This is a genomic window from Orrella dioscoreae (assembly GCF_900089455.2).
Classification (GTDB): Bacteria; Pseudomonadota; Gammaproteobacteria; order Burkholderiales; family Burkholderiaceae_B; genus Orrella; species Orrella dioscoreae.
This window is the reverse complement of the sequence record NZ_LT907988.1, coordinates 2552181-2565344: the sequence shown is the minus strand read 5'-3', so window position 1 is coordinate 2565344 and position 13164 is coordinate 2552181. Positions and strand designations below refer to the sequence as shown.

Below are 13164 nucleotides of genomic sequence, written 5' to 3'. Positions count from 1 at the left end.
CGTCGCTGGTATCCTTGCACCCCATGCATACCCTGGCTTTCCTGCGGCAGCGCCTGCCGCTGTACTTCCTGCTTGTCCGCGCGGACAAGCCCATCGGCATCCTGCTGCTGCTGTGGCCCACGCTGTGGGCGATGTGGGCGGCGGGCGAGGGCAGCCCCGCGTGGCACGTCGTGGTGATCTTCACGCTGGGCACCGCGCTGATGCGCTCGGCCGGCTGCGCCATCAACGACTATTTCGACCGCGATTTCGACCTGCACGTGCAGCGCACCGAAAAACGCGTGCTGACCTCGGGCAAGATCCGTCCGGGCGAAGCGCTGGCGGTGGCCATCGTGCTGGCCCTGGTGTCCTTCCTGCTGGTGCTGCCGCTGAACGCGCTGACCATCCAGCTGGCCTTCGTGGGCGCCTTCCTGGCGGCGTCGTATCCGCTCATGAAGCGCTTCTTCGCCATTCCCCAGGCCTACCTGGGCATCGCCTTCGGCTTCGGCATTCCCATGGGTTTCGCGGCGCTGCAGGGCAGCATCCCGGCCGCCGCCTGGCTCATGCTGCTGGCCAACATCTGCTGGTCCATTGCCTATGACACCGAGTACGCCATGGTGGACAAGCCCGACGACCTGAAGCTGGGCCTGCGCACCTCGGCCATCACCTTCGGCAGCTGGGACGTGGCGATGATCGGCGTGTTCTATGCCGCCACCGTGGGTTTGCTGGGCGTGGCAGGCGCCATGCTGGGCTATGGCTGGCCCTATGCCCTGGGCCTGCTGGGCGCCGCGGGCATCGCCATCACGCACCTGCGCTGGATCCGGCACCGCGACCCGCGAGCGTGCTTCCGCGCTTTCCTGCACAATACCTGGTTCGGTTTTGCCGTCTTCGCGGGCATCTTCGCCCAGACGGTGTTTTTCCGGCATTGAGTTTCCGGCATTGAGTTTCCGACACACATTCCGGCACCGTATCCCTCCACAGGGAACCCACGAGGAATCCACGCACATGGCCACGACCCAGCATACGCTTTCCATTGCCTTCATCGGCGGCGGCAACATGGCCGCGGCGCTGGCGGCCGGGCTTGCCGGCAGGCTTTGCCCGGCCTCGGCCATCCACGTGCTGGAAATCAATGAAAGCGCGCATGATCCCTGGCTTGCCAAGGGCATGACGGTCTCGGCCCGTCCCGACGACGCGCTGGCCGGCCGCAAGGTGTGGGTCTACGCCGTCAAGCCGCAGCAGTTGCAGGAGGCCGTGGCCGCCACCCGTGCCTGGCTGGACGACGACACGCTGGTGCTGAGCGTGGCCGCCGGCATCCGCAGCGACACGCTGGCCGCCTGGCTGGGCACGCCCGATGCGCCCTGGCAACGCCTGGTGCGCTGCATGCCCAACACCCCAGCCTTGGTGGGCGCCGGCGCCACGGGCTTGGCGGCGCTGCCTGGCGCCACGGCCCAGGACCGCGACCTGGCCCAGTCCATCCTGGGCTCCGTCGGCCTGACGGTCTGGGTGGCCGACGACGCCGCGCTCGATGCCGTGACGGCCTTGTCGGGCAGCGGGCCGGCCTATGTCTTCCTGTTCCTCGAATCGCTCATCCAGGGCGCCCAGGCGCTGGGGCTGGACGCCAGGCAGGCCCGCCAACTGGCCTTGGCCACGCTGGACGGCGCCACGCAACTGGCCGCGGAGTCCACCGAATCGCCGGCAGTGCTGCGTGAGCGCGTGACGTCCAAGGGGGGCACCACCGCCGCCGCGCTGGCCGTGTTTGCCCAGGCGCAACTGCCCCAGACCGTGGCGCACGCCATGGCCGCGGCAGCCCAGCGGGGCAGGGAGCTGGGCGACGAATTCGGCGGCGCCGCCGGATCGGCCGCCAAGGAAGGCAGCCAGGCAGGCCGCAAGTAATGCAGCACGCACCGTCGCCCTCGCGTTTCGCCCCGCTGCCGCCTGCTGCCTTCGCGCTGGCGGTGCTGGCCATGGGCATCATCGTGGTGGGCTCGAACTTCCTCGTGCAGTTTCCCATCAACGACTGGCTGACCTGGGGCGCGCTGACCTATCCGGTCGCCTTCCTGGTCACGGACCTGCTGAACCGGCGCTACGGTCCGGCGGCCGCGCGCCGCGTGGCCTGGATCGGCTTCGCGCTGGCGCTGGGCGCCTCGGTCTTCGTGGCCTCGCCGCGCATTGCGCTGGCCTCGGGCGTGGCCTATCTTTGCGCCCAGATGCTGGACATCCATGTCTTCGACAAGCTGCGCGAAGGCCGCTGGTGGCGGGCGCCGCTGGTTTCCGGCGCGCTGGCCGCCACGCTGGACACCTCGCTGTTCTTCGGCATCGCCTTCGCGGCCACCGGCGCACCCTGGATCACCTGGCTGCTGGGCGACCTGATGGTCAAGCTGGCCGTCAACGCCGGGCTGCTGGCCCCGTTCCGCGCGCTGATGTGGAACATCGCAAGACCGGCGGACGCCGGCCATGTACGAGGTTGACCCCCGAGGTTGACCCCCGGGGCTGAAACCCCTGCGGCCGTCAGGGTCGCAACATCGCATTCATTGCGCTTGGGCAAGGCGGCCATCGCGGCCGGCTTGCATACTGCCCCGCATGAATGCGAACCCACATGCCATGGAACTGGTTGCCCCCGCGGGCAGCCTTGCCGCCCTGAAGGCCGCCCTGCACGCAGGCGCCGACGCCGTCTACCTGGGGCTGCGCAACGCCACCAACGCGCGCAATTTCGCGGGCCTGAACTTCACCGAAGCCGATATCCGGGCCGGCGTGGCGCTGGCCCGCCAGATGGGGCGCAAGGTGCTCTTCGCCATCAACACCTTTGCGCAGGCCGGCCGTAACGCCGCCTGGCGCGAGGCGGTGGATGCGGCGCACGACTGGGGCGCCGACGCCGTCATCATGGCGGATGCCGGCCTCATGGCCTATGCGCGCGACCGTTATCCCGACCTGCGGCTGCATCTTTCCGTGCAGGGATCGGCCACCCATGCCGATGCAATCGCGCTGATGCACGAGCAGTTCGGCATCCAGCGCGTCGTGCTGCCGCGCGTGCTGACAGTGGCCGAAATCGGCCGCATCGTCGAGGCCGTGCCGGTCGAGATCGAGGTGTTCGGCTTCGGCAGCCTGTGCGTGATGGCCGAAGGCCGCTGCCTGCTGTCTTCCTATGCCACGGGTGACTCGCCCAACAACAAGGGCGTCTGTTCGCCGGCGCACGCGGTGCGCTGGACCGAGCAGGCCGGCCATCTGGAAGCACGCCTGAACGGCATCCTGATCGACAGCTATGCGCCGGGTGAACCCGCAGGCTATCCCACGCTGTGCAAGGGACGTTTCGAGGTGGATGGCGAGGCTGATCACGTGCTGGAAGAGCCCGCCAGCCTCAATGCCGTGGGCCTGCTGCCGCGCCTGGCGGAAATGGGCGTGGCCGCCATCAAGATCGAGGGCCGCCAGCGCAGCCCCGCCTATGTCTCGCAGGTCGTCGCCACGTTGCGCGCGGCCATCGACAGCGCCTGCGCGGCGCCTTCGCGCTTTGCCGCCAGGCCCGAATGGATGTCCGCGCTGGCCCGCCATGCCGAAGGCACGCAGGTGACCCAAGGCGCCTTCGACCGTCCCTGGAAATGACGCCATGAGCTACCGCATCACGCTGGGCCCCTTGCTGTATTACTGGAGCCGCCAGGAAACGCTGAATTTCTACGCCGAGGCGGCCGACAGCGCCGTCGACGAGATCTGCGTGGGCGAGACCGTCTGCAGCCGCCGTCATGAACTGAAGGCGGCCGATTGGCTGGACCTGGCCGCCGACCTGCGCACCGCGGGAAAATCCGTGCGGCTGGTGACGCGCACGCTGGTGGAGACCGCGGGCGAAGGCCAGGCCGTGCGCCGCCTCTGCGGCGAGGAGGGCTATGGCTTCGAGGCGGGGGAAACAGGGGCCGTGCGGCACCTGCGGGGACGCGCCTTCATCGCCGGTCCGCACATGAACGCCTATAACGGCCCCACGCTGCACTGGCTGGCGTCGCTGGGCGCGACGGGTTTCGTCGCGCCGCTGGAAATGGACCGCGAGACGCTGGCGCTGCTGCTGGCCGAGCGTCCCGCGGGCATGCAGGCCGAAGTGATGGTGTGGGGCCGCATGCCGCTGGCCTTTTCGGCGCGCTGCTTCACCGCCCGGCACTTCCGCCTGAAGAAGGACGAGTGCGCGTATCGCTGCAGCGAGCATCCCGACGGCCTGATGCTGCGCACCCGCGACGCCACGGACTTCCTGGCGATCAACGGCGTGCAGACGCAGTCGGCGGCCTGCCTGGACCTGCTGGACCAGGCCACGGAACTGGCCGCGATGGGCGTGGACGCCTTGCGGATCAGCCCGCACAGCCAGGGCACCTGGGACGCTGTCTCGGTGCTGTCCGAGCAGCGCCAGGGCAGGGCTTGCGGCCCCGTGTCGCCGCCCGCGGGCATCGCGCGCTGCAACGGCTATTGGTTTGGCCAGCCAGGCATCGTCTGGCACACCCCCGACGAGGAACACGCATGAGTCTGTCCTTCACGCCCCCGGCATGGTTGGCCAAGGTCGGCCGCCGACTGCCTTGCGGCCTGGTATCCCTGCATGGCGTGGCCGGGCTGGAACTGGCCCGCAAGCTGGCGGGGCTAACGCCGCCCGCCGAGCTGAACGGCCACGCGTACGCCATCACGGTCAGCGACCTGGGCCTGCGGCATGTCTTCCGCTGCGAGCACGGCCGTTTCCGCCCGGTGTTCCAGGCAGGCGCGGACGTCTCGCTGTCGCTCACCGCTACGCTGTCGGACTTCATCGCGCTGGGGCAGGGCACCCTCGACGCGGATACGCTGTTCTTCCAGCGCCGCCTGATGATCTCGGGCGACACGGAACTGGGGCTGATCGTGAAGAACTGGCTGGACGCCTCGCAGCGTCCGGCCTGGCTGGCGCGCCTGTTCGGCCAGGCCTGACGTTCCTCGCACTAACGCTCCTCGAACGTCAGGAACAGGCTTTCCAGGCGCTGCCGCGTGGCCTCGGCCAGCGGCGCCGCCGCCAGCGCCTCCGGCGAGGAACGATAGTGCTGCACGGCGTAATGGCGCACGCCTTGTTCCGCCAGCGTCTCGGCCAGCGCCAGCAAGGCCGGCTCCGGCAGCCACGACGGGCTCCAGGTCGTGCGGCACTCGAACGCCACGCCGTGCGCCAGCAGGGCGGCCAGGCTCTGGCGCACCGGTGCGTGGCTGCGCGCACGGCCGGTCAGGGCGTCATAGCCCTCGGCATCGGTCTTGATATCCAGGCCGACCCAGGACACGCCGGGCAGCATCTCGGCCAGGCGGTCGGGATAGATGCCCGCCGTGTGCAAGGCCACGGCAAAGCCCATGTCGCGCACCTGTGCCGCCAGCGCGGGCAAGGTGGGTTCGGACAGCGGCTCGCCGCCGCAGAACACCACGCCGTCCAGCAGGCCGCGCCGGCGCGCCAGGAAGTTCAGCACCTCGTCCCAGTCCAGCTCGCGGACCCGCTGTTGCAAGCCCGGGTTGTGGCAATAATGGCAGCGCCAGGGGCAGCCCGCCACGAACACCACCGCGCTCAGCTTGCCCGGCCAGTCCACGCTGGAATAGCGGGTCAGCCCGCCCAGGGCCGGCGTGCGCGGCCCCAGGCGGCCATGCGCCGGGATCAGCCGATGCTCGGTGGGGCAGTGGGCGGCGTGATGCGCGTGGGCGGACATGGCTGCCCCCTTCTCAGCGCTTGACGGCCGAGGGTTCCGTGAAGAAACGGCGCTCGTTGAATTCGCCCTGCTTGCCGGTGTTGAAGGAGCTGACGGGACGGTGATAGCCCATGACGCGGGTCCAGACTTCGCAGCGCGTGCGCTGGCTGTCGTCGCGGGTGGCCGAGGAAGGAGTGAGGGAGGTTTGCATGAGACGTGCTCCGGAAAGATCGGGCGCAAGGCCCGGGATGCCGGCCCCGGCAGCATTGCCCGGCCGGCCTGGCTCGTGAAGGGGCCTAGACGGCTTCGGCCGGCTCGGCCTGGGAAGCGCTCGCGGCCTGGCCGGCCTTCGCCTGCAGTGCCGCATCGCACTTGGGGCAGAACTCGTGGCGGCCAGACAGATAGCCGTGCGTCGGGCAGATGGAGAAGGTCGGCGTGACGGTGATGTAGGGCAGCCGGAAGTTCTCCAGCGCGCGCCGCACCAGCGTCTTGCAGGCCTCGGCCGTGGAGACGGCCTCGTTCATGTACAGGTGCAGCACCGTGCCGCCCGTGTACTTGCCCTGCAGCGTTTCCTGCAGGGCAAGCGCTTCGAAGGGATCGTCGGTGTGGCCGGCGGGCAGCTGGCTGGAGTTCGTGTAATAGGGCTGGCTGGCCGTGCCGGCCTGCAGGATGTCCGGATAGCGCTTGCGGTCCTCGCGGGCGAAGCGATAGGTCGTGCCCTCGGCGGGCGTGGCCTCCAGGTTGTACAGGTGCCCGGTCTGTTCCTGGAACGCGGTCATGCGCGCCCGCACATGGTCCAGCACCCGGACCGCCATGGCGTGGCCGGCGGCGGTGGTCACGTCCTCGCGGTCGCCGGTGAAGTTGCGGATCATCTCGTTGATGCCGTTCACTCCCAGCGTGCTGAAGTGGTTGCGCAAGGTGCCCAGATAGCGCCGGGTATAGGGATACAAGCCTTGGTCGATATGGTGCTGCACCACCTCGCGCTTGGTTTCCAGCGTGTCGCGGCCCAGTTCCAGCAGGCGGTCCAGGCGGGCGAAGAGACCGGCCTCGTCGCCGGCGAACACATGGCCCAGGCGGGCGCAATTGATCGTGACCACGCCGATGGACCCCGTCTGCTCGGCCGAGCCGAAAAGGCCGTTGCCGCGCTTGAGCAGTTCGCGCAGGTCCAGCTGCAGGCGGCAGCACATGGAGCGCACCATGTGCGGTTCCAGGTCCGAGTTCAGGAAGTTCTGGAAGTAGGGCAGGCCGTAGCGCGCCGTCATTTCGAACAGCAGCTGGGTGTTGGGATGGTCCCAGTCGAAATCCGGCGTGATGTTGTAGGTGGGGATGGGAAACGTGAAGGCGCGGCCGCGCGCATCGCCCGCCATCATCACCTCGATGTAGGCGCGGTTGATCATGTCCATTTCCGCCTGCAGCGCGCCATAGGAATAGGGCATTTCCTCGCCGCCGATGTACGGGACCTGGTCGCGCAGGTCGGGCGGGCAGGTCCAGTCGAAGGTGAGGTTGGTGAACGGCGTCTGGGTGCCCCAGCGGCTGGGCACGTTCAGGTTGTAGATGAGCTCCTGCATCATCTGCCGCACCTCGCGGTAGGACATCCGGTCCTGCCGCACGAAGGGCGCCATGTAGGTGTCGAAGGAGCTGAAGGCCTGCGCGCCGGCCCATTCGTTCTGCAGGGTGCCCAGGAAGTTGACGATCTGCCCGATGGCCGCCGACATATGTCGCGGCGGCGTGGCCTCGACCTTGCCCGGCACGCCGTTGAAGCCTTCGGTCAGCAGCGTGCGCAGCGACCAGCCGGCGCAATAGCCGCTCAGCATGTCCAGGTCATGGATGTGGAAGGAGCCGTCGCGGTGGGCGTTGCCCGCCTCGGGCGTGTAGACCTCGTTGAGCCAGTAGTTGGCGGTGACCTTGCCCGCGACGTTCAGGATCAGGCCGCCCAGGCTGTAGCCCTGGTTGGCGTTGGCGTTGATGCGCCAGTCCCGGCGCGACAGGTATTCCTCCATGGCGTGGGCCACGTCCACCTGCGCGCCGGGCAGGGGCAGGGCAGGAGCGGCGTGCGTCGGGCAGCAGGAGGGCTGCGCGAGGGCGGTGCTTGGCGACATGGCGATACCTCATCTAGTGGTTTTTAGCCATCCTACCCCCATATATTGTGTTTTTGTGCGCTGAGACGCTGGCATTTGAGGTCGCGCAAATCCGCCAGGCGGATGGCCGGCGCGTGCAGGGCACGGAAAGATCCCGGGACGCAATTACTTGAAGGTTGGAACATCGTGCCCGCTCCTGGCGCGGCGACCGCGCCGTTTTGGTGCAAAGTCGCCGGGAACTGACCCGTTATGGCGCGCAACGGCATCGAAAAGACGTTACGAGGCCTTACGGAGCGATATGGCACGCTTATTGCGGATGGTTTCCATATTGGGGAATCCACGCAGTGACAGCGTATGTCCTGACTCTCAGAATACGCGCCACGTTCGTGTTCCCCAAGACTGGTGATCCCTGTTGTCCGGGACGAACCCCGGGCTCGCACGAGTCCCGGGAGACACCCGGACGACCCTTATCCTCTGCTGGAGACCCCAAGCATGAAGCTGCTACAGCGCCTGACCCCCATCACGTTCGCCATCGGTGCCATGGCACTGGCCGGCGCCGTCCACGCCGCCGACTCGATCAAGATCGGCATCCCCCAGCCGATGACCGGTCCCAATACCCAATACGGTGACCAGATCCAGGCAGGCGCGCTGACCGCCATCGAGACCCTCAATGCCAAGGGCGGCGTCAAGGGCAAGAAGCTCGAACCCATCCTGATCGACGACGGCTGCGAGCCCAAGCAGGCCGTGCCCGCCGCCAACCGCGTGGTCAACTCCGGCGCCAAGTTCGCCGTGGCCCACGCCTGCTCGGGCGTGACCGTGCCGGCCGTGAACGTCTACGAATCCGAAGGGATCGTGGCCATCACCCCGGGCGCGACCTCGCCCCTGGTGACCGACACGACCAAGCCGCACTTCTTCTTCCGCACCATCGGCCGCGACGACCAGCAAGGCCCGTTCGCCGCCGGCTACATCGCCAAGACGCTCAAGCCCGCCAAGGTCGCCGTGCTGCACGACAAGCAGACCTACGGCTCGGGCGTGGCCACGCAGGTGCGTGACGCCCTGAAGAAGGAAGGCGTCAACATCGTGATGTTCGAAGGCATCAACGTCGGCGACAGCGACTACTCGGCCGTGGTCACCAAGCTGAAGTCGGCCGGCGTCGACCTGGTCTATTTCGGCGGCTACCACCCCGAACTGGGCCTGCTGCTGCGCCAGTCGCGTGAACAGGGCCTGAACGTCCAGTACATGGGTCCGGAAGGCACCGCCAACCAGGATCTGGTCGCCATCGCCGGTCCGGCCATCGACGGCCTGCTGGTCACGCTGCCCGCCGACTTCACCAAGCGCCCCGGCAACGAGGGCATCGTGAAGGCCTTCCACGACGCCAAGCGCGATCCGGACGGCGCCTTCCAGATGCCGGCCTACGCCGCGGTGGAACTGATCGCCAAGGGCATCGAAGCCGTGGGCGAGGACCCCGCCAAGGTGGCGGATTACCTGCACGCCAACAGCTTCGACACGTCCATCGGCAAGGTAGAATTCGACGCCAAGGGTGACCTGAAGAACTTCGAATTCGCCGTCTACAAGTGGGACAAGGCGGGCAAGAAGACCCAGCTCTGATCCCCAAGGATTCGCACCGGCGCGGGGCCGGTGCGGTCGATTACCCTGCATGCCCTGGATTCCGGCTCCGGCGAACCATACCGGGGCCGGTTCCGTTTTCCGCCGGGCCGGCCCCTGGCGCAAGACTCCACAACCGGGAGTCCCTTGCGCCAGGGACGCGGCGTAGGGCATTTATCTGGAGCCCGGCACTATGTCCGACCTCATCCCCCAATTGACCCAGCAGCTGTTCAACGGCTTGTCCCTGGGCGCGATCTATGCGCTGATCGCCATCGGCTACACGATGGTCTACGGCATCATCGGCATGATCAATTTCGCACACGGCGAGATCTACATGATCGGCGCCTACGTCGGCCTGGTCACCCTGACCGCCATCGGCACGCAGAGCGGCATGCCGCTGCCGCTGATGATCGCGGCCATGATCGTCGTCGCCATGGCGGTGACCGGCATCTATGGCTTCTCCACCGAAAGGGTGGCCTATCGCCCGGTGCGCGCCAGCCCGCGGCTGGTGGCGCTCATCTCGGCCATCGGCATGTCCATCTTCCTGCAGAACTGGGTGGCACTCGGGCAGGGCGCGCGTGACATGGCCGTGCCTTCGCTGATCTCGGGCGCCGCGCAGTTCCACATGGGCACCGATTTCGACGTGACCGTCCCGTATTCGCGCCTGCTCATCATCCTGGTGACGGTGGCGCTGATGATCGCGCTCACGCTCTTCATCAAGTATTCCCGCATGGGCCGCGCCTCGCGCGCCTGCTCGCAGGACATGCGCATGGCCAACCTGCTGGGGATCGACACCAACCGCGTCATCTCCTTCACCTTCGTGCTGGGCGCCGTCATGGCCGCCGTGGGCGGGGTGCTGATCGCGGTCACCATCGGCAAGCTCAATCCCTTCATCGGCTTCATCGCCGGCATCAAGGCCTTCACGGCGGCGGTGCTGGGCGGCATCGGCAGCATTCCCGGCGCCATGCTGGGCGGCGTGCTGCTGGGCCTGGCCGAAACCTTCGCCGCGGCCTACATCTCGTCGCAGTACAAGGACATCGTCGCCTTCAGCCTGCTGGTGCTGATCCTCCTGTTCCGTCCCACGGGGCTCCTGGGCAAACCCGAAGTGGAAAAAGTCTGATGGCGAACACTGTCAAACCCGCATTCATTGCCGCGCTGCTCACTGCGGTCCTGGTGGCGCCCGTGTTCGGGCTCCAGCTGCTGCGCCAGGGCGTCACGACCTACCTCGAAGCCCGCTGGGACCTGATCGCGCTGTCGGCCGGCATCGTCTTCGTCTTCCAGCTCGTGCGTCCGACGCTGGCCCGCGGCCTGTCCGGCATCAAGCTGCCGACGCTGCCTGCCTCGCCCACGCGCGGCAGGCAGCCGCTGATGCTGCTGATCCTGCTCATCGCCGTGGTCTGGCCGTTCTTCGGCGGCCGCAGCGAAGTCGATATCGCCACGCTGGTGCTCATCTACGTCATGCTCGGCCTGGGGCTGAACATCGTCGTGGGCTTCGCCGGCCTGCTCGACCTGGGCTTCGTGGGCTTCTACGCCGTGGGCGCCTACACCTATGCGCTGCTGTACCACTGGGCTGGCTGGGGTTTCTGGGAGGCGCTGCCGTTCTCGGGCGCCATGGCCGCGCTGTTCGGCTTCGTGCTGGGCTTCCCGGTGCTGCGCCTGCGCGGTGACTACCTGGCCATCGTCACGCTGGGCTTCGGCGAAATCATCCGCCTGCTGCTCATCAACCTGAACCAGTGGACGGGCGGTCCGGACGGCATTTCCGGCATTCCCAAGCCCACGGTGCTGGGCATGGAAATGGTGCGCCGTTCGCGCGACCCCGAGGCCGTGACCTTCCACGACTTCTTCGGGCTGACCTTCAACAACCAGCACATGGTCATTTATCTTTACCTGATGGCATTGCTGCTGGCCTTGATCACGCTGTTCGTCTCGACACGGCTCATCCGGATGCCGGTGGGCCGGGCATGGGAGGCGCTGCGCGAGGATGAGATCGCGTGCCGCTCCCTGGGCCTGAATCCCACCCGCATCAAGCTCTCCGCGTTCACGCTGGGCGCCATGTTCGCGGGTTTCGGCGGCGCCTTCTTCGCGGCGCGCCAGGGGCTGGTCAATCCGGAGTCCTTTACGTTCATCGAGTCCGCGCTCATCCTCGCCATCGTGGTGCTGGGCGGCATGGGCTCGCAGGTAGGCGTGATCCTGGCCGCCGTCGTGCTGACGGTGCTGCCCGAGCTCGCGCGCGAATTCGCCGAATACCGCATGCTGCTGTTCGGCCTGGTCATGGTGTTGATGATGATGTGGAGACCGCAAGGGCTGTTGCCCATGAAGCGCCCGCACGTGGAGTTGCGCAAATGAGCGATTCCCTGCTGCAAGTATCCGGACTGTCGATGCGCTTCGGCGGCCTGCTGGCCGTCGACTCGGTCGCCTTCGACGTCAAGCGCGACGAGGTCTTCGCCATCATCGGCCCCAACGGGGCCGGCAAGACCACGGTGTTCAACTGCGTGGGCGGTTTCTACAAGCCCACCGCGGGCGATGTCGTGATGGACGGCAAGCCCATCAATGGCCTGCCCAGCCACAAGGTGGCGCAGCACGGCCTGGTGCGCACCTTCCAGAACGTGCGGCTGTTCAAGCAGCTGACCGTGCTGGAAAACCTGCTGGTCGCCCAGCACACGCAGGTGGAGAACCGCCTGCTGCCCGGACTGCTGAAGCTGAAGTCCTATCGCAAGTCGGAGGCCGACGCGCTCGATCGTTCGGCCCAGTGGCTGGACTTCATGGGGCTGCGCGAGTTCGCCAATCGTGAAGCCGGCAACCTGCCTTACGGGCACCAGCGCCGCCTGGAAATCGCCCGCTGCATGATCACCAAGCCGCGCCTGCTCATGCTGGACGAGCCGGCCGCCGGCCTGAATCCGCAGGAAAAGCGCGAGCTGCAAGGCCTGATCGACACGCTGCGCCGCGATTTCGGCGTGGCGGTGCTGCTCATCGAGCACGATATGGGCCTGGTCATGGGCGTGTCCGACCGCATCCTGGTCATGGAACACGGCAAGCCCATCACCACCGGCAAGCCGGACGACGTGCGCAACGACCCCCGGGTCATCAAGGCCTATCTGGGGGAAGAGTGATGCTGAAACTGGAAAACGTCAGTACTTTCTATGGCGCCATCCAGGCGTTGGACAACGTCTCGGTCGAGGTCAACGAAGGCGAGATCGTCACGCTGATCGGCGCCAACGGCGCGGGCAAGACGACGCTGCTCATGACGGCCTGCGGCTCGCCGCGGGCCAGGACCGGCACCATCTCGTTCCTGGGCAAGGACATCACCCAGCTGCCCACGCACGAGATCATGCGCAGCGGCATCGCCATTTCGCCGGAAGGCCGCCGCGTCTTCCCCGACCTGACCGTGGCCGAGAACCTGATGATGGGCGGCTTCTTCGCGGACAAGCATGCGATGCAGGAGGGCCTGGCCCACGTGTACACGCTGTTCCCGCGCCTGAAGGAGCGCGCCAGCCAGCGCGCCGGCACCATGTCGGGCGGCGAGCAGCAGATGCTGGCCATCGGCCGCGCGCTGATGTCCAAGCCCCGCCTGCTGCTGCTGGACGAGCCCACCCTGGGGCTGGCGCCGCTCATCATTGCGCAGATCTTCGACATCATCCGCACCATCCGCGCGGAAGGCGTCACGGTGTTCCTGGTCGAGCAGAACGCCAACAAGGCGCTGGGCGTGGCCGACCGCGGCTACGTGCTGGAAAACGGCCGCGTGGTGCTGGCCGATACCGGTCCCAACCTGCTGGCCAACGCCGACGTGCGCAAGGCCTACCTGGGCGCCTGACCCGGGCAGCCCCTGCAACGCGCCGGTCCCGCCCCGCGAC

14 protein-coding genes are annotated in these 13164 nt (G+C 67.5%); 11 read left to right on the top strand and 3 right to left on the bottom strand.

Features of this window, described 5'->3' with window-relative positions; genetic code table 11:
- The first annotated feature begins 41 nt into the window (after window positions 1-41).
- The 6 genes from ubiA (at window position 42) to ubiT (ending at window position 4899) form a co-directional block, all read left to right on the top strand.
- Window positions 42-905, top strand: coding sequence for a 4-hydroxybenzoate octaprenyltransferase (gene ubiA, locus ODI_RS12035; RefSeq protein ID WP_098021006.1), 864 nt, complete (start codon window positions 42-44; stop codon window positions 903-905).
- A 76-nt stretch (window positions 906-981) separates the two neighbouring features.
- Window positions 982-1869, top strand: a complete 888-nt coding sequence (proC, locus tag ODI_RS12030) for a pyrroline-5-carboxylate reductase (RefSeq protein WP_067750230.1) — start codon at window positions 982-984, stop codon at window positions 1867-1869.
- On the top strand, window positions 1869-2444 hold the full coding sequence (locus tag ODI_RS12025) for a VUT family protein (RefSeq protein ID WP_067750232.1): 576 nt from the start codon (window positions 1869-1871) through the stop codon (window positions 2442-2444). The genes proC and ODI_RS12025 overlap by 1 nt, the downstream gene beginning before the upstream one ends.
- A 112-nt stretch (window positions 2445-2556) precedes the next feature.
- Window positions 2557-3573, top strand: coding sequence for a ubiquinone anaerobic biosynthesis protein UbiU (ubiU, locus tag ODI_RS12020; protein WP_067750234.1), 1017 nt, complete (start codon window positions 2557-2559; stop codon window positions 3571-3573).
- Between the two features lie 4 nt (window positions 3574-3577).
- Complete coding sequence (locus ODI_RS12015; RefSeq protein WP_067750235.1) at window positions 3578-4471, top strand: U32 family peptidase; 894 nt, start codon at window positions 3578-3580, stop codon at window positions 4469-4471.
- The gene (gene ubiT, locus ODI_RS12010; protein ID WP_067750237.1) at window positions 4468-4899 is read left to right on the top strand and encodes a ubiquinone anaerobic biosynthesis accessory factor UbiT; all 432 of its coding nucleotides are present in this window, start codon (window positions 4468-4470) and stop codon (window positions 4897-4899) included. Before ODI_RS12015 ends, ubiT begins: the two co-directional genes overlap by 4 nt.
- 11 nt (window positions 4900-4910) lie before the next feature.
- Here the strand turns inward: ubiT and ODI_RS12005 are convergent, their stop codons facing one another.
- From ODI_RS12005 to ODI_RS12000, 3 genes are all read right to left on the bottom strand, one after another.
- On the bottom strand, window positions 4911-5651 hold the full coding sequence (locus ODI_RS12005) for an anaerobic ribonucleoside-triphosphate reductase activating protein (protein WP_082985170.1): 741 nt from the start codon (window positions 5649-5651) through the stop codon (window positions 4911-4913).
- A 13-nt stretch (window positions 5652-5664) separates the two neighbouring features.
- Window positions 5665-5841 carry an anaerobic ribonucleoside-triphosphate reductase gene (nrdD, locus tag ODI_RS22295; RefSeq protein WP_074046765.1) on the bottom strand — a complete coding sequence of 59 codons (177 nt, stop codon included), beginning with the start codon at window positions 5839-5841 and terminating at the stop codon, window positions 5665-5667.
- An 85-nt stretch (window positions 5842-5926) separates the two neighbouring features.
- On the bottom strand, window positions 5927-7729 hold the full coding sequence (locus ODI_RS12000; RefSeq protein ID WP_067750239.1) for a ribonucleoside triphosphate reductase: 1803 nt from the start codon (window positions 7727-7729) through the stop codon (window positions 5927-5929).
- 471 nt (window positions 7730-8200) lie between these two features.
- On the opposite strand from ODI_RS12000, the gene ODI_RS11995 reads away from it, so the two are divergent.
- The 5 genes from ODI_RS11995 to ODI_RS11975 all read left to right on the top strand — a co-directional run bounded on the left by ODI_RS11995 (window position 8201) and on the right by ODI_RS11975 (window position 13124).
- Window positions 8201-9316, top strand: coding sequence for a high-affinity branched-chain amino acid ABC transporter substrate-binding protein (locus tag ODI_RS11995; protein ID WP_067750241.1), 1116 nt, complete (start codon window positions 8201-8203; stop codon window positions 9314-9316).
- Window positions 9317-9506: 190 nt separating this feature from the next.
- Entirely contained in the window at window positions 9507-10433 is a 927-nt protein-coding gene (livH, locus tag ODI_RS11990; protein ID WP_067750243.1) for a high-affinity branched-chain amino acid ABC transporter permease LivH, read from the top strand.
- Window positions 10433-11659, top strand: a complete 1227-nt coding sequence (locus ODI_RS11985) for a high-affinity branched-chain amino acid ABC transporter permease LivM (RefSeq protein ID WP_067750245.1) — start codon at window positions 10433-10435, stop codon at window positions 11657-11659. The genes livH and ODI_RS11985 overlap by 1 nt, the downstream gene beginning before the upstream one ends.
- On the top strand, window positions 11656-12423 hold the full coding sequence (gene livG, locus ODI_RS11980) for a high-affinity branched-chain amino acid ABC transporter ATP-binding protein LivG (protein ID WP_067750247.1): 768 nt from the start codon (window positions 11656-11658) through the stop codon (window positions 12421-12423). Before ODI_RS11985 ends, livG begins: the two co-directional genes overlap by 4 nt.
- Complete coding sequence (locus ODI_RS11975; RefSeq protein WP_067750249.1) at window positions 12423-13124, top strand: ABC transporter ATP-binding protein; 702 nt, start codon at window positions 12423-12425, stop codon at window positions 13122-13124. The genes livG and ODI_RS11975 overlap by 1 nt, the downstream gene beginning before the upstream one ends.
- Window positions 13125-13164 lie beyond the last annotated feature (40 nt).

Coding starts and splice junctions, on each gene's coding strand:
- proC (WP_067750230.1), top strand. CDS start 982: ATGGCCACGACCCAGCATACGCTTTCCATTGCCTTCATCGGCGGCGGC.
- ODI_RS12025 (WP_067750232.1), top strand. CDS start 1,869: ATGCAGCACGCACCGTCGCCCTCGCGTTTCGCCCCGCTGCCGCCTGCT.
- ubiU (WP_067750234.1), top strand. CDS start 2,557: ATGAATGCGAACCCACATGCCATGGAACTGGTTGCCCCCGCGGGCAGC.
- ODI_RS12015 (WP_067750235.1), top strand. CDS start 3,578: ATGAGCTACCGCATCACGCTGGGCCCCTTGCTGTATTACTGGAGCCGC.
- ubiT (WP_067750237.1), top strand. CDS start 4,468: ATGAGTCTGTCCTTCACGCCCCCGGCATGGTTGGCCAAGGTCGGCCGC.
- ODI_RS12005 (WP_082985170.1), bottom strand. CDS start 5,651: ATGTCCGCCCACGCGCATCACGCCGCCCACTGCCCCACCGAGCATCGG.
- nrdD (WP_074046765.1), bottom strand. CDS start 5,841: ATGCAAACCTCCCTCACTCCTTCCTCGGCCACCCGCGACGACAGCCAG.
- ODI_RS12000 (WP_067750239.1), bottom strand. CDS start 7,729: ATGTCGCCAAGCACCGCCCTCGCGCAGCCCTCCTGCTGCCCGACGCAC.
- ODI_RS11995 (WP_067750241.1), top strand. CDS start 8,201: ATGAAGCTGCTACAGCGCCTGACCCCCATCACGTTCGCCATCGGTGCC.
- livH (WP_067750243.1), top strand. CDS start 9,507: ATGTCCGACCTCATCCCCCAATTGACCCAGCAGCTGTTCAACGGCTTG.
- ODI_RS11985 (WP_067750245.1), top strand. CDS start 10,433: ATGGCGAACACTGTCAAACCCGCATTCATTGCCGCGCTGCTCACTGCG.
- livG (WP_067750247.1), top strand. CDS start 11,656: ATGAGCGATTCCCTGCTGCAAGTATCCGGACTGTCGATGCGCTTCGGC.
- ODI_RS11975 (WP_067750249.1), top strand. CDS start 12,423: ATGCTGAAACTGGAAAACGTCAGTACTTTCTATGGCGCCATCCAGGCG.